The sequence below is a fragment of the Streptomyces sp. NBC_01506 genome, from assembly GCF_045040295.1.
Classification (GTDB): domain Bacteria; phylum Actinomycetota; class Actinomycetes; order Streptomycetales; family Streptomycetaceae; genus Streptomyces.
The window spans coordinates 4,503,672-4,520,015 of record NZ_CP109422.1 but is presented as its reverse complement, the minus strand read 5'-3'; the positions used below and the strand labels follow the sequence as shown (position 1 = coordinate 4,520,015).

Sequence of the window (16,344 nt, the reverse complement as noted above, 5' to 3'; positions counted from 1 at the left end):
CCTGAACGGCATGGAGTCCTACGTTCAGCTCGGTGGTCGTCGTTTCGCGTATGTGGACTTCCAGGGTCCCGGCCCCGTCGTCCTCGCGCTGCACGGTCACTTCGGGCGGGGCCGGATCTTCGCCCCGCTCGCCGCCGCGCTGGCCGGTCGCTACCGAGTGGTCGCGCTCGACCAGCGCGGCCACGGACTGTCCGACAACGGCGGTGAGTTCACCCCCGACGCCTACGTCGGCGACGCGGCCGAGTTCCTCCGTACCCTGGATCTGGCCCCCGCCGCCGTCGTCGGGCACTCCATGGGCGGTCTGATCGGCTACCTGCTCGCGCAGCGCCACCCGGACCTGGTCTCGGCGCTCGTCGTCGCCGATATGACGGTGCTGAACGAGGAGCCCGAGACCCACCCCGTGCTGGACGTCTCCGACTGGCCCCGGCGTACGGACTCACCGGCCGCGCTCAGAAGCGCCATCGAGGCGCGGGGAATCCCCGACGCGGGCTACTTCCTCGACAGCGCCGTCGAGTTCGATGACGGGTGGGGGCTGCTGTTCGACACCACCGATCTGATGGCCTCTCAGCAGGCCCTGGTCGGCGACCACTTCGACCGCTGGACCGCCTCCCGGCAGCCGGCGCTGCTGCTGAGAGGCGGTGACAGCTTCATCCTCACCGCGGCCACGGCGGAGCGCATGGCACGCGAGCGGCCCGGCACCGACCTGGTGGAACTCGCGGGCTGCGGGCACTGGCTGTACGCCGACGCGCCCGAGGTGTTCGCCCGCGAGATCGGCACGTTCCTCGACCGGACCCGTAGCGACAACCGAACTACGGCTTGACCGCCAGGAATCCCCACTGCACGCACTCGTCGGCCTCGGGGGACGGAGTGATCGCGTCCGGCAGGACCAGCTTCGGCAGCGGGCCCACTCCCGGCGGGATCAGGGTCAGTCCCCGCGCGCAGTCGGCGATCTGCTCGGGCGTACGGGCGAGATACGCCCCCTCGGGGTCGGCCGCCAGATAGTGCTCCTGCATTCTGAGCACGCCGGGCGTCTCGATCGTGTCGCACACCGCCAGATACGAGCCGGAGGCGAAGCGGCTCGTGTACTGCTCGATCAGGTCGGCCGCCTCGGCGGCCGGGAAGTGGCCGAGGGTGGAGAGCACGAGCAGGGCGACCGGCTCGTCCAGATTCAGCGTCTTCGACGCGCCCTCCAGGACGGCGTCCACATCACGGAAGTCCTGGAGGAAGTAGTGGATCTTGCCCTCGGGTGAACTCCGCAGCGTGCTCACGTGGTTGAGGACGACCGGGTCGTTGTCGACATACACGACACGCGACTCCGCAGCCGCCTTCTGGGCCATGCCGTGGGTGCCGCTCCCGGTGGGAATGCCCGTGCCCAGGTCCAGGAGCTGGCGGATGCCGAACTCCTTGACCACGTGGTACGCCACCCGCTCCTGGAACGCCCGTGACTCCATGGCCGCCGTCTTGATCTCCGGGAAGGCGCCCAGCATGACATCGCCCAGCTCCCGGTCGACCTGGTAGTTGTCCTGGCCGTCCTGCGCGTAGTTCCAGATCCGCGCGGAGTTGGGGATGGTGGGGATGACATTGGTTCCGGGGCGTACGGAGTCGCTCATCCGAAGTCCTTACTGGTCAGGGGCAGGGGCGTGAAACGCGGTGGTGCGTACCCACTGGTCACATCCACCGCCATCCGGTAGCTCTCCACCGCTTCGGAGTCGTCGGTGATGAGCGTCATGGCCGGGTGGAGGCCGATCTGGATCAGTCTCTCCCCCATCCCGAACTCCTTGAAGCGGAGAATTTCGAGATGGCCGCAGAGGCTGATGGCCAGCGGGTGCGGTACGCCCGGCGGAATGACCTGGATGGCCACCGACGAACGTACGTCGGCAATACGGCTTTCAAGGTAGTCCAGTTGACGCCTCATCACCCGGGGACCGCCCACGCGGCGGCGCAGTGTGGCCTCCTCCAGCAGCACCCACAGGCTGGCCCGCCGGTTTTCGTTCCCCTCGGAGTCCACGCCGCCGATGGTGTGCTCCTTACGGGCCTCCAGCAGCTCCAGCCGCTGCCGCCGGACGGCGGGGTCCTCGTACGGATTGCGCAGGCTCATCAGGGCCTCGGCGTACCCGGCGGTCTGGAGCAGGTCGGGCAGCACTCCCGGCGCGTACGAGCGGATGCCGGTCGCCGCCGACTCCAGGTCGATGACACCGACCTCCGCGACCTCCCGCCAGGGGTGCCACCACCCCGGCTTCTTCGCCTCCTCCAGCGCGCGCAGGACCTCGTCCCGCTCGGCGGGCGGCGTCCGGTAGAGGTCGAGCAGGGTGACGACCATGCGGGGGTTGGGCACCGTCTCCGCGTTCTCCCAGCGCGCCGGTGTCGCCCGGTCCTTCTTGATCTTCTCGGCCACGGTCTGGAGGGTCAGACCCGCCGCTTCGCGTCTTCGGCGCAGATCCGCCCCGAAGCACCGCAGAGCGACCGTGGGGCCGGATCGTGGCTGGCTCACCGGGCCCTCCTCGCGTCTGCGGTGGCGAGGGTCTGTTCCTCCCCGTTCGGAGGGCTCCACGATACCCGCCGGTCGAACTCTGTCACGTTGCAGAGTGTGGGTGCGGTGGCTACAGTGGACTCTGGAGTTCCCCTACGCGGTACCCCCCAGACCGCCGCGCCAGGGTCCGGAACCGACCCCGCCGGACGCACCGCAAGGTGTGACAGGGCGGGGGGTCACGGAGAACCGATGCCATGCACGTCTCACTACCGGCCGTCCCGGAGCAGATCCAGGTCGCGCGCCGCATCGTCCGCAAGGAACTGGTCGGTCTCGGCTGGCCGCCCGCGAAAATCGCGGCCTGCGAGGAGATCGCGGTCCATCTGGCCCGGCACGCCATCAGTGTCGTAGGCGTAAGCGGTTACTACCTCGGGGTGACGAAGCGGCCCGGTCCGCGGGACGACGCCGTCGCCATAAGAGTCAGTGTCACGATCCTGGACGGGCCGGACGGCGAATCGGCGTCCGAGCCGGCGTCCGAATCGGTGTCCGAGTCGACGTCCGAGCCGGTGTCCGAGTCGGCGATCGTGCCCGCGCAGGCGGGACCGGTCGAGCCGACCGGGGCGATATCGGACACAGACACTTCAAGACTGGCCGAAGTCCTGACGAAGCGATGCGGGACCGAGGTCAACATCGTTGTGCAGAAGGGCAGTTGGGCAGCCTCGGCCACCCTTCCGGCCGAGGTGCCCTGCCTCAGCGCGCGGCCGTGAGCGGCCGGACGACCGCCGGATCAACGACCGCCGGATCAACGACCTCCGGATCACCGGCTGACGAGTGTTGCCCGATGGGCTCTGACCAACCCGTCTTGGAGAGGCTGCTGTGGACGCACTGAGGGGTGCCGCATCCCATGACCCCACGTGGGGGACCGCACGTGAGACGACAACGGCGCACACCGGCCCACGCCACGCGGCGCCCCCGGCCCGTACGTCGCCGCCCGGCCACCGTCTGTCGCAGTCCGCGAAGTCCGCGAAGTCCGCGGAGCAGCCGCGCGGCCGCAGATGGACCACTTGGTACCGGCCGACGAGCGCGGATTCGCAGTTCTCGGTGCGCGACAGTGAAGTCACGCACAGTGGGGGAGTGGTCGACGTGAGCCGTTCGGTGCTGGTCGTCAGCGGGGCCAGCGGGAGCGCCGAGAGCGTTGCCGCCGCCTATGCCCGCCAGGACGACTGGGTCGGGTTCCTGTACGAGCGCGGGACCCCGCCCGACGAGTTGTACAACGTGCGGTGCGACGTGAGCGACGGATTCCAACTGGATGCCGCCGTATCGGAGTTCGAGACCGGGCACGGGGCGGTGGACGTGCTCGTCGTGGACGCCGACCGCCAGGGCCGTCACGACCGCCGCGACCCGGCGGCGGCCGAAACCCGCGCCCGCGCGAACGCGATCATCGGACGGACCCTGCCCGGCATGCGCGAGGCCGGCCAGGGCCGGATCGTGCTGATCGCCTCCACGAAGGGTCTGGGGCGTGGCTCGGCCCTGGCCGGCGGCGCCCCGCACGCGGACCTGATGAGCCTGGCCTGGCACCTGGTCCACGAGTGCCGTGGCTCGGACGTCACCGTCAACGTCATCACGTACGGCTGCGCCAACTCGGCCACCCACGAGGGCCGCGCCCACCGCGCCCAGCAGATCGCCGACCTCGCGGTCCACCTGACCCGCCCGGAGGCCACCGACACGGGAGCGGTGATCCCGATCGAGGTCCTGGGCGCGATCCCGGTATTCGACCCGGCCCGCACACAGGGCCCGTCGTACCAGGACCGCTGACCGCCGCGTCTCCGGGGAACCCCTCAGGCTCCGGAGACGCGGCACACTCGTGCGTACGGCGCGTGCTCGCTCAGCCGCTGTGAAGGACGCGGAAGCGATCGGGCGCGGCCGGATCCCGGTCGACGACCTGGACCGGCCCCCAGGTCCATTGCCACACGCTGATGTCCGGCGTACGGGAGAACTGGATCTGCCCGCGCGTGCCTTCGACCCTGACGTGCGGCCAGGAGTCGGCGATGCGCGCCCAGTCGTACGCCCCGTCCGCCCCGTCCCCGCCGTCCGCCCCGTCCCCGCCGTCCGCGCCCTGAGAACGCAGCACATCGGCGAGGACGGTGACCGTGTCGTACCCCTCGAAGGCGACGAACGAGGGCGCCCCGCCCAGTTGTTCGCGCAGCGCCGTATCGACTCGTACACCGAGTGGGGTGAGGTGCTCGGGCAGGTAGCGCAGGAACGGGATCGCCGTGCCGTCGTCGCCCAGCAGCGCCGCCCATTCGGCGAACTCCGGCTGTCCGGCCGGAGCCCCGATCAGGATCTCGGCGAGGCGCGGATCGCGGCGTACCGACTTGACGATCGGCACCGCCGGTTCCGGGGTGCCGAGCAGAAGCAGGAGCGCGGTCGCGCCGCTGTCGGCGAGCTGGTCGCACACGGCCGTGGGGTCGAGCGAGCGCATGTCGAGTTCGCTGACGGTGCCGCCATGTGAAGCGACGTGGTCCCGCAGAAGGCGGGCCCCGGACGCCCAGTAGACACTCGGCTGGGCCGCGACGGCGATGTGGCTGTGGCCCGCGCCGAGGACAAAGTCCGCGTAGATCCGCCAGCCGCGCGACTGCGGCGGGGGGAGGCGCGCGACCCACCGTGTCGGCTGTTCGGTGAGCGCGTCGAGGACCGCCGACGAGCAGAGGAACGGCACGCCGAGCGCGTCGGCCCTCGCGGCGGCGGCGCGGGCGACGACGCTGTGATACTCCCCCGCCAGCGCGGCCACGCCCATGCGGGCCAACTCGTCAACGGCCGCCGTGGCCTTCTGCGGATCGGCGGCGGTGTCCCGGACCACGAGTTCGAGTGGTCTGCCACCGATGCCCCCGCCGTCGTTGACCTCCCGTACGGCCAACTCGAGCCCGGCGAGCAGGTGTTGGCCTGCCTCGACCCAGCCGGGCCGGGTCAGTGGAACGAGAGCGCCGATCTGAACGGGTTCATCTCGCCGCGGCGAGCGTACTTGGGTGACCATGCCGGGCATTCCATCCGGCACTGTCGCCCACAGGCAAATCGATTATGTGCTCGCCGGGCTGCCCGGCCCCGTCGGGCCCGGTCGGAACCGCGAGAGGCCCGGAGACCTACGTGCCTTTTGGGGCATTAGGCCGTTAGGGGTGTCGCGGACGCACTCGGCGTCCCGGCCGGAAGGATGCCCGATGTCTACGAAGCGCGTTGCCCGCCGTCTGCTGGTGCTGACAGCCACGGCCGCCGCCGGCACAGGTGCGTTGAGCGTGCCGGCCGTCGCGAGCACGAACATCCTGGCTGCCGGGAACGCCGCGTACGACACCACGATGATCAACAAGGACCGTGCGGTCACGGCGGTCGGCGCGACGGCCCACAGCAGCGGGGTGAGCGGCGGTCTGGTCCAACTGCCGGTGAACAGCCCCGAGAACCGTGGTGGTGGGGGCAGCCTGCTCTTCTCGGACCGCGGCCTGAAGACCGACGTCTCCGCGGTGGTCTGGGAGCGATGAACTACCGGCGGCTGAAAGGGGCCTTGGCCCGGATGCGCCCCCGACCGAGGGCTTCGGCGGCCGGTCTGGCGTCCGATGCCGTGTCGGGTGCGGTGCGCGGCAGCGATCCGGTCAACGGCTACCAGGTGCTGGAGCAGGTGACGCGACTGCCGGTCAGCACCTGGCGGTACCACTGGGACCCGCCACACGTACGCCACCTGGGCCCGATGGCACAGGACTGGTGGAAAGCGTTCGGGGTCGGTGAGAACGACCGGACGATCTGCTGCACCGATGCCAACGGGGTGGCCATCGTCGCCATCCAGGCACTGCACCGGGAACTGACCGAGCTACGAGCCGAAGTCGCCGCCCTACGGGCCCGGAGCGCACCGGCACACCACCCTGACGGTCCCGAAGCCCGGTGACGTATGCGTATGTCTTCGCGACCCATGCGTTAATTTTTCACATCTTCTGCAACCTTCTGCTCTCTTCTCGTGTCCCATCTCAACAGGACCACCAGGTCCCACAGACTGAACGAGAGGGGAGGGCGCGGCCCGCTGCCGAGCAGTGGGCCGCGCCCTCCCGACGAGGGGAAAACTCATGCGCATCCGCGCCTCTGTCGCTGTCATAACCGGCGCGCTGGCCCTGTCCACCGTCGCGGTCCCGGCCGCGCAAGCTGACGGCGGGTTGGGGGACACCAAGATCACCAAGGTTGTTGTCGACGGTGACAACAAGGTGTCGATCAGCACATCCGGCACGAACACCATCAAGGTCAGCGTGACCGCGAGCGACGACTCGGGCATCCAGGGCGCCGACGCGTTCTCGCTCGTCGGGCCGGGCTACGGCTTCGAGGTGACCGGCACGCCCACGTGCACCGCCGCGAGCGCCACCACCTCCACCTGCACCGCCTCGGTCAAGATCGCCCCGAAGACCGACTACCTCAGCAACACCAACGCCGGAACCTGGTACGTCGACGCGTGGATCGACGCCAACGACGGCGACTTCGTGTGGAAGGAGAAGGCAGGCTCCTTCTCGTTCCAGCGGGCCTCCAAGCTCACCGCCAACGCCTCACCGGAGCCGGTGAAGAAGGGCAAGACCATCACCGCCACGGGCGCGCTCACCCGCGCCAACTGGGAGACGCTGAAGTTCGGCGGCTACGCCTCCCAGTCGGTGAAGCTCCAGTTCCGCAAGAAGAACTCCGACACGTACACCACGCTGAAGACGGTCAAGGCCGACTCGAAGGGCAACATCAAGACCACGACCAAGGCCACGGCCGACGGTTACTACCGCTTCTCGTTCGCGGGCACCTCGACCACCCCGGCGGTCAACGCCGCGGGTGACTACGTCGACGTCCAGTCATAACGGCTGCCCGCTCCCCGTCACCCAGTAGTGGGGTGCGGGGAGCGGGGGTACGGCTCGCCGCCTGACCATGCGTCGTAGTCGGCCGCGTCGTGCGCCTGCTGGGCGGCCCGGCGCCAGTCGTTCTCGTTCCGCCCTCGGCCGAGGCCCACTTCCAGGAACAGATCGTGGTAGTCCGGTGCGCCGGGGCCGGCCGGGGCCACGCCGAGGCGGGCGAGCGCCGCGTTGATCGGCCAGTTCTCCCGGGGGCCGCCGAGTTCCGAGGTGTGCGCCGGACCCCACTCCCGTACACCGGCCCGCCACACGGCGGCGGTCTGCTCCCCGTCGCCGCCCCAGAAGTCCGCCTGGACATGGGCCACCGGTCCGCCCTGTGACAACTCGCACAGCGTGCGGGTCAGATCATCCCGGATCGCGGTGGGCACCGGCAGCAGCCCCATGCGTTGCGCGAGCGGGGCGACCACGGCCCACGGCACTCCTGCGGCGTAGCCGCGCAAGCGGTCGAAATCGCCGATGACGGCGTTGAGTTGGTACGTCATCCGCGAACCGTAACCGCGCCGCTCGACCCGGGTTCGCGGGAGCGGGTCGCCGACGATGCGACGACTGCGAAGCCACGCCGAACACCCCCGCGATCCGGCGGGGCCGCGCAGTCGGCATATGCCACGTATTCGCTGGCCCTCGTCCATGGACACTAGGGCCGTTGTGGGCTTCGGACTGTGTCGTTCGTGCAGGTAAGTTTGTCAGTCGTGCACGGTGACGAGCCTGTACGGGCACGGCCACGGGCACGGGCACGGTTACGGCCACGGGCACGCGCCGGAGCCGTCGCACAGCGAGGGGGAATCCCGACAACCGATGTCGGGAACCGGTCGAACCGGCTGTCTTGAGGGGGTTTTGTGGGGATACGTACCGAGGCGCCGACGGGGCGTGGGCCGGGCCGGGGCGGACGAAGGTCCGGCGCATGAGCTCGGTCCTGGACACCTCGTTCATACCGCCGAGGGACCGGGAGGAAGTGCTCCGGCTCGCGGTGTGGGAATCCCTGGTGGCGGTCGACATCGACCACCGGCCCGCGGCTGAGGACATCGCCGTTCGCATGGGGCTCGGCAGCGTGGGGCCCATCATGATCTGCTCGGCGCGGGCGACCGCCGTCACGATCCGTCGCACGCAGCGCCTCGCCCGGGAGGACGAGGAGCCGCACGTCTTCCTGGGTATCCAGATGGCGGGCAGCAGCATGGTGGTGCAGAACGGCCGCGAGTGCGTGGTGCGGCCGGGAGAACTCGCCGTCTACGAATCGATCGCGCCCTACTCGCTTCTCTTCGACCAGGGACTCGACCACCGCTTTCTGCGCTTCCCTCGCGCGGCACTCGCGCTCCCCGACCGGTTGCTACGAGAGATCAGCGCGGTCCCCCTGGGACCCGACAACCCCATCGCGCGCCTCGCCTTCAACTACTTCTCCCAACTGGCCGTCACCGACGAACTGCACGAGGGCGCGCACGCCGATGCCGCCGTGCAGCCCAGCGTCGAACTCCTGCGTGCCGTCCTGACATCCCAGCACGGCAACTCCAGCTTGGGTAAGGGGCCGTTGGAGACGACGCTCAGCCTGCGGATCACTCACTACATCCGGGAGCATCTGGCCGATCCGGACCTGTCGGCGGCCCGGATAGCCGCCGCGCACGACATCTCCGTACGGCATCTCTACGCGGTGCTGTCCAGCTCCGGAATCAGCCTCGGCGAGTGGATCCGTACCCGCAGGCTCGCCGAATGCCGGCAGGAGCTGGCGGGCCCGAACGGGAGGCTGCGGACCATCGCGGCGACGGGACGCAGATGGGGCTTCGTGGACGCGACGCATTTCAGCAAGGTGTTCAAACGGACATACGGCATCTCGCCCCGCGACTGGCGCGACCAGAACCACCCGCGCGCGGCCCGGTAACCGCGTTACGGGGTGGCAGTGGCCCCCGAGGCGGCGTACGCCACGAAGGCGGCCCAGGCGGTGGGGGTGAGGGTGAGGACGGGGCCGGCGGGGTCCTTGGAGTCGCGGACGGGGACGGTGTTGGTGGTGGGGGTGTGGGCGGGAGCCCATTCGACGCAGCCGCCGCCGTTGCCGTTGCTGTAGGTGGACTTGACCCATTGAGCGTGGGCCAGGCTGCTGCTCATGACGGAAGTGCCTCCATGACTGCTCGGATGAACGCCGCTGAGTCCTTCGGCGACAGGGCACTGGCCCTGAGCAGATCGTAGGCGCGCTGCTTGGCCCTGACGAGTGTCTTTTCCTCCAGTAGCGTGCCCGTGGAAATGCTTTCCTCATAGGCGACTTGAGTGCCTTTTTCGAGCGTCAGCAACGTCAGTGATCCGTTGGCCAGGGCATGTCCCCCGTGCGCGAATGGGAGAACCTGGATCATGCTGGTCGGCGTGAGCGTCAGATCGAGCAGTCGGGCCAGTTGAGCCCGCATGACGGTAGGGCCGCCGTACGAACGCAGCAACACCGCCTCGTCCAGAATGGCGGAGAAGTCGGGTGCCGGGTCGGCGATGAGCAACCGCTGCCTGCCGGTTCGGGCTGTGACCAGTTCATCGATCTCTTCCCGCGTGGCCTTCGGGTTGTGGATCTCGAACAGCGCGCGGGCGTACGGCTCCGTCTGGACGATGCCCGGTACGAGCTGACCGGCGTACTCCTGGATGACATGCGCCCGCGCCTCCAGGTCCATCCGTCGCTGGTACTGATCCGGATGGATCTCCTTCCGCGCCAGCGCGTACAGCTTCATGAAGATCCCGCCCGTGCCGAACACCTCGTCCAGGCGTTCCGGCAGGTCCTCCGGGATCATTGTTTCGGCGGTTTCGAAGCGGGCCAGTGAGCTTTTCGCGTATCTGACCACCGTGGCGAGGCTTTCCAGGCTCATGCCCGCCGCCTCGCGGTAGCGCCGCATTTCGGAGCCGAACAAATCGCGGGCCGAGCGTTCCGGTGAAAGCTCGCGCGGTCGTGGTGCCATCGGCGAACCCCTTATCCCCGTAGTGGTGTTGGGAGACAAACGACTTCTGATCGTACGCGTGAAGACCGATTCTTGATGCACAGACGGTAATGACGCGATGACGGAAGGCGCATCCCCCACATGTGCGAACAGGGACTCGAAGAGTCCGGCCCAACAGACCCCGGCACGGCGGAACTTGACGCTGTCATCCATGCCGGAGGCTTCTGGCGGCTCGTGCCCGAGTGTGTGTCGCGCGTCTATGACCCCGTCACCCGAGAGCTGTTGGAGCGCGTGCTCCGGCGACTGAGGCGAGGTGTGGAATGACGCAGAGCAACGCCCGCAGATTCCTGTCACGGCTGACCGAGGAGTTCGGCACGGACGGCGTCCTGGTGGTCCGTACGGACGGCCGCCGTTCCGAGGAGCCGCTGATCGCCGGGGACGCCGTACACCGCTGGCCGCCGTGCCGGTGCGGGCACTCGTTGTGCCCGGACTACCAGCCGCCGGGGGAGCGTTCAGGCCGTGCGTAGTGTCAGGCACGTCAGCCAGGTCCCGCTGATCGCACCCACCGCTACTAAAGAGGGGTGTCCTCGCCTTCGGTTGTCTCGACCCGCGCGATCGGCACCCCCACTTCGCCCAGCCGTTCAACGGCCCAAGCCACGGCCTCTTCCAACCGCGGAGCCCGCACTACGCAGGGGAAACGCGTGCCCTGCTCATCCCGCTCCCAGCCGATCTGACCGCCGGCGAGGGCGTCCGCGTGGTCGAAACGGTCGGACTGCTCCTGCGTCGGCTCATACTCGGGGTACATGACGAACGACCACTCACGCACGGTCGCCGTACCGCCGGGCGAACTCATCGGGCTTTCTCCCGACTTAGGGTGCCGATCACCCTTCATAAGATAACCACCTCCAGGCATCCGTAACGTGTGGCAGGGCAATAGGGCACGGGCGCCACAGGTGAGCTTTAAGGCCGCCGTGAGTGCGAGGAATCCGCCGAGTGACAGCAGATCGTGCGTGTCCCCGCGACGGTGGGGCACCGGAACCGGTCGGGCGCGCCGTCCACGACGGTCAGTGTTTCGACTGCTACACGCGTGACGCGTGGCCACACCGCACGCGCTGCCGAAGAACCGATCCATGTGGCCCAACCCCAGTCGCCCGCCCCGCTTCACCTCGGAGAGGCAGGGCGCGTTTCGTGGGTCCGGAATCCCTGCGTGTTTCTCGATCGCCCAGCTACCGTCACACCACGCCGGTCGCCAGACCGGCCTCATGACCGAGAGGGGAACCCCATGGCCCGCAGGCTGCGGATGCTCGGCACCAACTCAAAGACGGGTGAGTGCCCGACGCTGTACGAGGACGAGGAGACGGGCGAGATCCTGGTTCAGGGATACACCGTCACGGATCCCGACGTCCTGGCTCAGATGGCGAACCCCTTGAAGGGGTAATCCCTCGTAGTCGTCGACCGTGCTCTGCTCATGAACTTCGCGCCGAAGGAATGACCTTGGACGTCGTCCCCGCACACCACATCCTCGACTTCTTCCGCGACGGCTTCGAGCACACCGCCTGGAGGCTGGAGACCCGCCTGGCGTACGCGGCCGACGAAGGCACTGAGGAATACCGCCAGTTCCTCGCCGGGGTCACCCCGCCGCCCGATGAGGAGGGGCCCTGGTTCGTCAACGCCCGGGAACAAGTGGCGGCCGGGAAGCGGATCGAGCGCGTGCGCCTGATCGATGAGCCGCCGTCGGACGGGCAGCGGTATCTCCTGGCCACGACGCCGGACAACCTCGGCGCCGGTGAGGACATCCGGTTCATGATGCGGCAGGACGCCGTACGGCTCGGGCTGCCGGACTTCGACTTCTGGCTGTTCGACTCTCGGGTCCTGGCCCGCTTCAACTGGGAAGACGCCGCGAGGCGCATGGAGTTGAACACCGATCCCACCGACGTCGTTCGGGCGTGCCAGGCCCGCGATGCCGCATGGCACCACGCCAGCAGGTACGAGGAGTTCACACGGCGGGTACGTTTCCGTATGTGAGCACCGACTACCAACAGGCCAGGGTCGCCCTCGGTGCGCGGCTGCGCGAGCTGCGCACCGAGGCAGGGCTTACTCTGCGCGGGCTCGCCGCAGTGTGCGGCTGGGTTCCCTCAAAGGTCAGCAAGCTGGAGAACGGCAAGCAGACAGCGTCGCCCGCCGATCTCGAAACGTGGGCGACCGGTGTGGGCCGGCCCGAGGCTGCGGCCGAGCTGAAGGGTCGCCTCGCCGGGCTGGAGTCCACGTACCGTTCTTGGCGTCGGCAGCTCGCCGGCGGCCACCGCGCGGTCCAGGACGCGCTCGGAGCTCAGCACGAGAGGACTACGGTGCTCCGAGGCATCTCCGCATCCGTCGTCCCGGGGATCTTCCAGACCCCGGAGTACGCGCGTGCCGTGCTGTCAAGCTATGCCGAGCTGCACGGCGCCGTACACGACGTGGAGGGCGGGGTGGCCTCTCGGATGCGCCGACAAGAGGGCCTGTACGCGCGCGGCAGACAGTACAAGGTGCTGCTGTGGGAGTCGGCGCTCCATGTGCGCATCTGCTCGCCCATGGTCCTCGCCGACCAGATGGACCGGCTGATGTCGGTCAACGGCCTTTCGACGGTGGAGCTTGGAATCGTCCCGCTGGGGGCGAACGTGCGCATTGCGGCTGGTGATGACTTCTGGATCCACGACGACCGCCTGGTCATTGCAGAGTCGTGGCACGCTGAGATGTGGCTCGACTCTTCGGAGGACGTCGCCCTGTACCGGAAGGTCTGGGACGCGCTCGCCTCCAGCGCGGTCAGCGGGCGGGATGCGCATCGCATAATCGCCCGCGCCAGGGCAGCTCTGACTCCCACCTGAGCAACACCCGGAAACCTCTTCGGCCGTGTGAGAAACGTTGAGAAACACGCCGGATTCTGAGAAACAGTCAGCCCTACGGTGCCCGTATGGCTACCGCTTCCCGCGCTCCCGCCCCCGCTGCTGAGCCTGCCTGCGAGGTGTATCACCGGGGTGAGGGCTGGCCTCCGTCCCTGTTGCGGCCCTTGGTTCTCACGCCCTCCGAGGAGGCGTTGGTGGTCGCCGGTCTGGCGGCGGTGGTGCGGGCAGGGCGGCGGGCCGGGCGGTGATCGCGCGTGGCGAGGGGGCGACCCGTGCCGTGCTGCCGCCTGTTGAGGGGCTGGCGGAGCGGCAGTTGCGTGGTGCGGACTGTGTGTTCTGTGAGGCGCGCCTCAACAACGCCACCGCCGTCGACCTGGGGACGCGCACCGTTCACGCGCACGGCACGGTCACCGCGTGGTTCCCCCGCTCGTGCGCCGGGTGTGCTGCCCGACCCCGTTGATCCCCGTCCTGGCCGTGACTCCGACCAAGAAACCCCGGCCAGGGACGGGTCCACGCACCACCCCTCCTGAAGAAGGGAACGGCACATGTCCACGACCGTACAGCGCCGGGCGATCGCCTGGGGCGACGAGGACAACACCGACATCGAAGACAGTGACGGCGGCGGCTCCAACCCCGCCGCCGGCTGCGGCGACAACGACAGCCTCACCCACCGCTGACCCGCACCAGGACGGCCCGCCCCGCACCACCGGGGCGGGCCCGTCCGTCGAGAAGGGAAAACCCATGGCACACCCCATGACAGGCACCGGAAGAGTCACCGTCCTCCCACTCCTCCACACCTGGCCCGACCAGTACGGCATCCTCGCCTACACCACCCTCGGGGCCTTCGGAGACACCGCCGTCATCGGGTACGTCCCCCTCCCCGCCATCGCGGACCTGCCCCTCATGGACATCGCCGCACGACACCACCCCAGGAAGGTCTACGGCTCCGCCGGCGGCCCCGGCTACGCCGAAGCCTGCTGGCTGCTGTGCACCGGCTGGAGCGGACGCGTCATCCGCAAACCCGGCAGCCTTGAACTCCACCACGCGCACTGGGCACTTGAGCCCGACAGCACCACCCACCTCTACAAGACCACCTACGGACACGACCGCCTCCACACCGGACGCCTCACCCTCACCAACCCCGAACTCATGACCCAGGCACACGACCTGCTGCGTTCAGGTGGTGCGTAGGGCCAGGAGTGTCAGCCAGGTCCAGCCGATGGTGAGGGAGATTCGCTGGAGCAGCCGCCGAGGTGGGGCAGGTGCTCGGACAGGGCCGTGGTCGTCGCGAACAGTACGCCGCTGGCGATGGAGTAGACGGTCCAGGCCGGTGGGCCGGAGGGGGCGAGGGTGAAGCAGGCTGCGGTGAGTGCGAGGAATCCGGCGAGCGACAGCAGGTCGTGCAGTGTTCCCGCGGGGGTGGGGCGCCGGGGCTGGTCGGGGGTGCCGGGAGGGTAGCCGCGTACCGGGTCCGTTCGGAAGGCGCCCGCGCCCAGCAGCCCGGCGCCCCACGCGCCGACCAGCAGTGCACCCCAGGGGGCGGAGCCCGTACGCCACAGGCCCACGGCGAAGGCCAGCGACAGCAGGCCCGAGGCGAGGAAGGCGGCCGTCTGTGTCCGTCCACCGGGGCCGAGGGTCAGTGAACTCACCGGGTAGCGACGGGAGTTGTAGCCGGGGCGTACGGCGCCGAGTAATGCGTACGCGGCGGTGAAGAGGGGGCCGGCGGCCACCCCGCAGGTGAGCAGCGGTTGATTGCCCATGGTGTCAACATAGGTTGACACCATGGGTCCGTCAACCCCCGTTGACGCCGTCAGGCGATCTTCGCGCCGTACACGTGGTTCACCGTCATCGTCATCAGCACCCGGCGGTCCGACACCATCACCGAGCGGTACTCCGCCCAGTTCGGGTGCTCACCCGAGGCACGGCGGTAGTACTCCACCAGGGCCTCGACCTCCGGGCCCTCGGGGTCGGTGCTCGGGCCGGTGAGGGTGACCGGGCCCTCGGCCGTCGCCCAGGACCAGCCGTCGGGGCTGGTGACCTCCAGGGCGGCGCGGGGATCCCGGCGCAGGTTCACCGTTTTCGCCCGGCCCTCGGTCATCGATACGTAGAGGACGCCGGCCTCCTCGTCGTAGAAGGGCATGACGGGGGAGAGCTGGGGGCTGCCGTCCGACTTGATGGTGGCCAGGACGCCGAGACGGCTCTCCCTGAGCAGTGCGCGCGGGTTGAAGGGGGGTGATGTGGTGGTCATGTACGGCTCCAAGTCGTGACGGGATGTCGGCTATTCCCGGTCGCCCGAAGGCTTGCGGAAGAGTTCGATCATCGCCGCATAGCCTTCCGCGCCGTGACCGTCCGCCACGGACCGGGCCGCCAGAGCCTTGACGAACTTGGGGAACTCGGTGCTGACACCGGCGGATTCACTCGCGTGGACCAGGTGGTCCATCGAGGCCAGATGGGTGTCCAGGGTGGCATCGGGGGCCGGGAACTCGCCCTTGTCGATCTGCTCCGCGTAGCCGCCGACCCAGTCCGCCACGGTCCTGATGCTCGTACTCGCGAGCGGCGCGAACGCCGAGGCGTCCACCCCCGCCGCGCCGAGCACGGCGGCGCCCTGGAGGAAGCCGTTCAGGATGCCCCACATCAGGCCCAGCACGGACACGTCGTACAGCGACGCCAGACCGTGGTCCTCGCCGAGGTGCGTCGTGGCCCCGCCGAGAAGCCTGAGCGTCGACTCGTGCGCCTCGAAGACCGCGCGCGGGCCGCTGTGGAGGACGACGGCGTCCGCCGTGCCGATGCCGCCGGGGTCGGTCAGGATCGCGCCGTCGAGATACGTGGCTCCGTGCCGCGCCGCCCACTCGGCCATCTCGCGGGCTCCCTCGGACGTGCCCGACGTCAGGTTGACCAGGACCCGGCCGTCGAGCGCGTCGCCGTCGCCCACCGGATCAAGCAGCGCGTGCACGGCGTCGTAATCCAGGACGCAGACGACCACGAGCGGGCTCGCCGTTACGGCGTCGGCGACCGAGCCGGCGAGCGCGGCACCCTTGGCGACGAGGGGTTCGGCCTTGGCCGCCGTACGGTTCCACACGGTCGTCGGGTGCCCCTCGCGCAGGAACGTCTCGGCCAGCGCGTGCCCCATCAGGCCCAGGCCGATGACAGTCACGGGTGCGGCAGTACTCATTCTT

The 16,344-nt window shown here is 69.2% G+C and carries 23 protein-coding genes; 13 read left to right on the top strand and 10 right to left on the bottom strand.

The window, feature by feature from the left end; all coding sequences use genetic code 11:
- The first annotated feature begins 10 nt into the window (after positions 1 to 10).
- Entirely contained in the window at positions 11 to 820 is an 810-nt protein-coding gene (locus OG329_RS19715; RefSeq protein ID WP_405796832.1) for an alpha/beta fold hydrolase, read from the top strand.
- Here OG329_RS19715 and OG329_RS19710 read toward each other — a convergent pair.
- Together OG329_RS19710 and OG329_RS19705 are read right to left on the bottom strand one after the other, a co-directional pair.
- Entirely contained in the window at positions 810 to 1,610 is an 801-nt protein-coding gene (locus tag OG329_RS19710) for an SAM-dependent methyltransferase (RefSeq protein ID WP_405796831.1), read from the bottom strand. The genes OG329_RS19715 and OG329_RS19710 overlap by 11 nt on opposite strands.
- Entirely contained in the window at positions 1,607 to 2,491 is an 885-nt protein-coding gene (locus OG329_RS19705; protein WP_405796829.1) for a helix-turn-helix domain-containing protein, read from the bottom strand. Before OG329_RS19705 ends, OG329_RS19710 begins: the two co-directional genes overlap by 4 nt.
- A 233-nt stretch (positions 2,492 to 2,724) precedes the next feature.
- On the opposite strand from OG329_RS19705, the gene OG329_RS19700 reads away from it, so the two are divergent.
- Both OG329_RS19700 and OG329_RS19695 read left to right on the top strand, forming a co-directional pair.
- The gene (locus tag OG329_RS19700; RefSeq protein WP_405796827.1) at positions 2,725 to 3,234 is read left to right on the top strand and encodes a hypothetical protein; all 510 of its coding nucleotides are present in this window, start codon (positions 2,725 to 2,727) and stop codon (positions 3,232 to 3,234) included.
- A 376-nt stretch (positions 3,235 to 3,610) separates the two neighbouring features.
- The gene (locus tag OG329_RS19695; protein ID WP_405796825.1) at positions 3,611 to 4,282 is read left to right on the top strand and encodes an SDR family NAD(P)-dependent oxidoreductase; all 672 of its coding nucleotides are present in this window, start codon (positions 3,611 to 3,613) and stop codon (positions 4,280 to 4,282) included.
- Positions 4,283 to 4,352: 70 nt separating this feature from the next.
- On the opposite strand, the gene OG329_RS19690 is transcribed toward OG329_RS19695, so the two are convergent.
- Positions 4,353 to 5,510 carry an ABC transporter substrate-binding protein gene (locus OG329_RS19690; RefSeq protein WP_405796823.1) on the bottom strand — a complete coding sequence of 386 codons (1,158 nt, stop codon included), beginning with the start codon at positions 5,508 to 5,510 and terminating at the stop codon, positions 4,353 to 4,355.
- Positions 5,511 to 5,682: 172 nt separating this feature from the next.
- On the opposite strand from OG329_RS19690, the gene OG329_RS19685 reads away from it, so the two are divergent.
- The 3 genes from OG329_RS19685 (at position 5,683) to OG329_RS19675 (ending at position 7,335) form a co-directional block, all read left to right on the top strand.
- Positions 5,683 to 5,997 (top strand): hypothetical protein, encoded by a 315-nt coding sequence (locus OG329_RS19685; protein WP_405796822.1) that lies wholly within the window; start codon positions 5,683 to 5,685, stop codon positions 5,995 to 5,997.
- Between the two features lie 32 nt (positions 5,998 to 6,029).
- Complete coding sequence (locus tag OG329_RS19680; protein WP_405796820.1) at positions 6,030 to 6,398, top strand: tail fiber domain-containing protein; 369 nt, start codon at positions 6,030 to 6,032, stop codon at positions 6,396 to 6,398.
- A 175-nt stretch (positions 6,399 to 6,573) separates the two neighbouring features.
- Positions 6,574 to 7,335, top strand: coding sequence for a calcium-binding protein (locus OG329_RS19675; protein ID WP_405796818.1), 762 nt, complete (start codon positions 6,574 to 6,576; stop codon positions 7,333 to 7,335).
- Between the two features lie 17 nt (positions 7,336 to 7,352).
- Here OG329_RS19675 and OG329_RS19670 read toward each other — a convergent pair whose 3' ends face one another.
- Positions 7,353 to 7,868, bottom strand: coding sequence for a hypothetical protein (locus tag OG329_RS19670; protein ID WP_405796817.1), 516 nt, complete (start codon positions 7,866 to 7,868; stop codon positions 7,353 to 7,355).
- Between the two features lie 419 nt (positions 7,869 to 8,287).
- Here OG329_RS19670 and OG329_RS19665 point away from each other — a divergent pair, with 419 nt between their 5' ends.
- Positions 8,288 to 9,256, top strand: a complete 969-nt coding sequence (locus OG329_RS19665) for a helix-turn-helix domain-containing protein (RefSeq protein ID WP_405796815.1) — start codon at positions 8,288 to 8,290, stop codon at positions 9,254 to 9,256.
- Between the two features lie 5 nt (positions 9,257 to 9,261).
- Here OG329_RS19665 and OG329_RS19660 read toward each other — a convergent pair whose 3' ends face one another.
- Positions 9,262 to 9,480: a DUF397 domain-containing protein gene (locus OG329_RS19660; RefSeq protein ID WP_405796814.1), complete on the bottom strand. Its 219-nt coding sequence runs from the start codon at positions 9,478 to 9,480 to the stop codon at positions 9,262 to 9,264.
- A complete protein-coding gene (locus OG329_RS19655; RefSeq protein ID WP_405796812.1) occupies positions 9,477 to 10,307 on the bottom strand; it encodes a helix-turn-helix domain-containing protein in 831 nt (276 codons plus the stop codon). Before OG329_RS19655 ends, OG329_RS19660 begins: the two co-directional genes overlap by 4 nt.
- A gap of 299 nt (positions 10,308 to 10,606) precedes the next feature.
- Here OG329_RS19655 and OG329_RS19650 point away from each other — a divergent pair, with 299 nt between their 5' ends.
- Positions 10,607 to 10,813, top strand: coding sequence for a hypothetical protein (locus OG329_RS19650; RefSeq protein WP_405796810.1), 207 nt, complete (start codon positions 10,607 to 10,609; stop codon positions 10,811 to 10,813).
- 44 nt (positions 10,814 to 10,857) lie between these two features.
- Here OG329_RS19650 and OG329_RS19645 read toward each other — a convergent pair whose 3' ends face one another.
- Positions 10,858 to 11,139 carry a hypothetical protein gene (locus tag OG329_RS19645; protein ID WP_405796809.1) on the bottom strand — a complete coding sequence of 94 codons (282 nt, stop codon included), beginning with the start codon at positions 11,137 to 11,139 and terminating at the stop codon, positions 10,858 to 10,860.
- Positions 11,140 to 11,568: 429 nt separating this feature from the next.
- Here OG329_RS19645 and OG329_RS19640 point away from each other — a divergent pair, with 429 nt between their 5' ends.
- From OG329_RS19640 to OG329_RS19620, 5 genes are all read left to right on the top strand, one after another.
- Complete coding sequence (locus tag OG329_RS19640) at positions 11,569 to 11,724, top strand: hypothetical protein (protein ID WP_405796808.1); 156 nt, start codon at positions 11,569 to 11,571, stop codon at positions 11,722 to 11,724.
- A gap of 56 nt (positions 11,725 to 11,780) precedes the next feature.
- The gene (locus OG329_RS19635) at positions 11,781 to 12,311 is read left to right on the top strand and encodes a DUF6879 family protein (protein ID WP_405796807.1); all 531 of its coding nucleotides are present in this window, start codon (positions 11,781 to 11,783) and stop codon (positions 12,309 to 12,311) included.
- On the top strand, positions 12,308 to 13,150 hold the full coding sequence (locus tag OG329_RS19630) for a helix-turn-helix domain-containing protein (RefSeq protein WP_405796805.1): 843 nt from the start codon (positions 12,308 to 12,310) through the stop codon (positions 13,148 to 13,150). Before OG329_RS19635 ends, OG329_RS19630 begins: the two co-directional genes overlap by 4 nt.
- 563 nt (positions 13,151 to 13,713) lie before the next feature.
- Complete coding sequence (locus tag OG329_RS19625; RefSeq protein WP_405796804.1) at positions 13,714 to 13,845, top strand: hypothetical protein; 132 nt, start codon at positions 13,714 to 13,716, stop codon at positions 13,843 to 13,845.
- Positions 13,846 to 13,921: 76 nt separating this feature from the next.
- Positions 13,922 to 14,359 carry a hypothetical protein gene (locus OG329_RS19620; protein WP_405796803.1) on the top strand — a complete coding sequence of 146 codons (438 nt, stop codon included), beginning with the start codon at positions 13,922 to 13,924 and terminating at the stop codon, positions 14,357 to 14,359.
- 11 nt (positions 14,360 to 14,370) lie between these two features.
- Here the strand turns inward: OG329_RS19620 and OG329_RS19615 are convergent, their stop codons facing one another.
- The 3 genes from OG329_RS19615 to OG329_RS19605 are packed head-to-tail and all read right to left on the bottom strand — an operon-like array spanning position 14,371 to position 16,340.
- Positions 14,371 to 14,928 carry a DUF998 domain-containing protein gene (locus OG329_RS19615; RefSeq protein ID WP_405796801.1) on the bottom strand — a complete coding sequence of 186 codons (558 nt, stop codon included), beginning with the start codon at positions 14,926 to 14,928 and terminating at the stop codon, positions 14,371 to 14,373.
- 50 nt (positions 14,929 to 14,978) lie between these two features.
- The gene (locus OG329_RS19610) at positions 14,979 to 15,416 is read right to left on the bottom strand and encodes a PPOX class F420-dependent oxidoreductase (protein WP_405796800.1); all 438 of its coding nucleotides are present in this window, start codon (positions 15,414 to 15,416) and stop codon (positions 14,979 to 14,981) included.
- Positions 15,417 to 15,446: 30 nt separating this feature from the next.
- Complete coding sequence (locus OG329_RS19605) at positions 15,447 to 16,340, bottom strand: NAD(P)-dependent oxidoreductase (protein ID WP_405796798.1); 894 nt, start codon at positions 16,338 to 16,340, stop codon at positions 15,447 to 15,449.
- Between the last annotated feature and the right edge of the window lie 4 nt (positions 16,341 to 16,344).

What these genes read in the sequence shown, in the direction of transcription:
- OG329_RS19665 (WP_405796815.1), top strand. Translation starts at nt 8,288, where the DNA reads ATGAGCTCGGTCCTGGACACCTCGTTCATACCGCCGAGGGACCGGGAG.
- OG329_RS19650 (WP_405796810.1), top strand. Translation starts at nt 10,607, where the DNA reads ATGACGCAGAGCAACGCCCGCAGATTCCTGTCACGGCTGACCGAGGAG.
- OG329_RS19655 (WP_405796812.1), bottom strand. Translation starts at nt 10,307, where the DNA reads ATGGCACCACGACCGCGCGAGCTTTCACCGGAACGCTCGGCCCGCGAT.
- OG329_RS19615 (WP_405796801.1), bottom strand. Translation starts at nt 14,928, where the DNA reads ATGGGCAATCAACCGCTGCTCACCTGCGGGGTGGCCGCCGGCCCCCTC.
- OG329_RS19620 (WP_405796803.1), top strand. Translation starts at nt 13,922, where the DNA reads ATGACAGGCACCGGAAGAGTCACCGTCCTCCCACTCCTCCACACCTGG.
- OG329_RS19690 (WP_405796823.1), bottom strand. Translation starts at nt 5,510, where the DNA reads ATGCCCGGCATGGTCACCCAAGTACGCTCGCCGCGGCGAGATGAACCC.
- OG329_RS19625 (WP_405796804.1), top strand. Translation starts at nt 13,714, where the DNA reads ATGTCCACGACCGTACAGCGCCGGGCGATCGCCTGGGGCGACGAGGAC.
- OG329_RS19685 (WP_405796822.1), top strand. Translation starts at nt 5,683, where the DNA reads ATGTCTACGAAGCGCGTTGCCCGCCGTCTGCTGGTGCTGACAGCCACG.
- OG329_RS19715 (WP_405796832.1), top strand. Translation starts at nt 11, where the DNA reads ATGGAGTCCTACGTTCAGCTCGGTGGTCGTCGTTTCGCGTATGTGGAC.
- OG329_RS19605 (WP_405796798.1), bottom strand. Translation starts at nt 16,340, where the DNA reads ATGAGTACTGCCGCACCCGTGACTGTCATCGGCCTGGGCCTGATGGGG.
- OG329_RS19700 (WP_405796827.1), top strand. Translation starts at nt 2,725, where the DNA reads ATGCACGTCTCACTACCGGCCGTCCCGGAGCAGATCCAGGTCGCGCGC.
- OG329_RS19710 (WP_405796831.1), bottom strand. Translation starts at nt 1,610, where the DNA reads ATGAGCGACTCCGTACGCCCCGGAACCAATGTCATCCCCACCATCCCC.
- OG329_RS19610 (WP_405796800.1), bottom strand. Translation starts at nt 15,416, where the DNA reads ATGACCACCACATCACCCCCCTTCAACCCGCGCGCACTGCTCAGGGAG.
- OG329_RS19675 (WP_405796818.1), top strand. Translation starts at nt 6,574, where the DNA reads ATGCGCATCCGCGCCTCTGTCGCTGTCATAACCGGCGCGCTGGCCCTG.
- OG329_RS19645 (WP_405796809.1), bottom strand. Translation starts at nt 11,139, where the DNA reads ATGAGTTCGCCCGGCGGTACGGCGACCGTGCGTGAGTGGTCGTTCGTC.
- OG329_RS19640 (WP_405796808.1), top strand. Translation starts at nt 11,569, where the DNA reads ATGGCCCGCAGGCTGCGGATGCTCGGCACCAACTCAAAGACGGGTGAG.
- OG329_RS19680 (WP_405796820.1), top strand. Translation starts at nt 6,030, where the DNA reads ATGCGCCCCCGACCGAGGGCTTCGGCGGCCGGTCTGGCGTCCGATGCC.
- OG329_RS19660 (WP_405796814.1), bottom strand. Translation starts at nt 9,480, where the DNA reads ATGAGCAGCAGCCTGGCCCACGCTCAATGGGTCAAGTCCACCTACAGC.
- OG329_RS19670 (WP_405796817.1), bottom strand. Translation starts at nt 7,868, where the DNA reads ATGACGTACCAACTCAACGCCGTCATCGGCGATTTCGACCGCTTGCGC.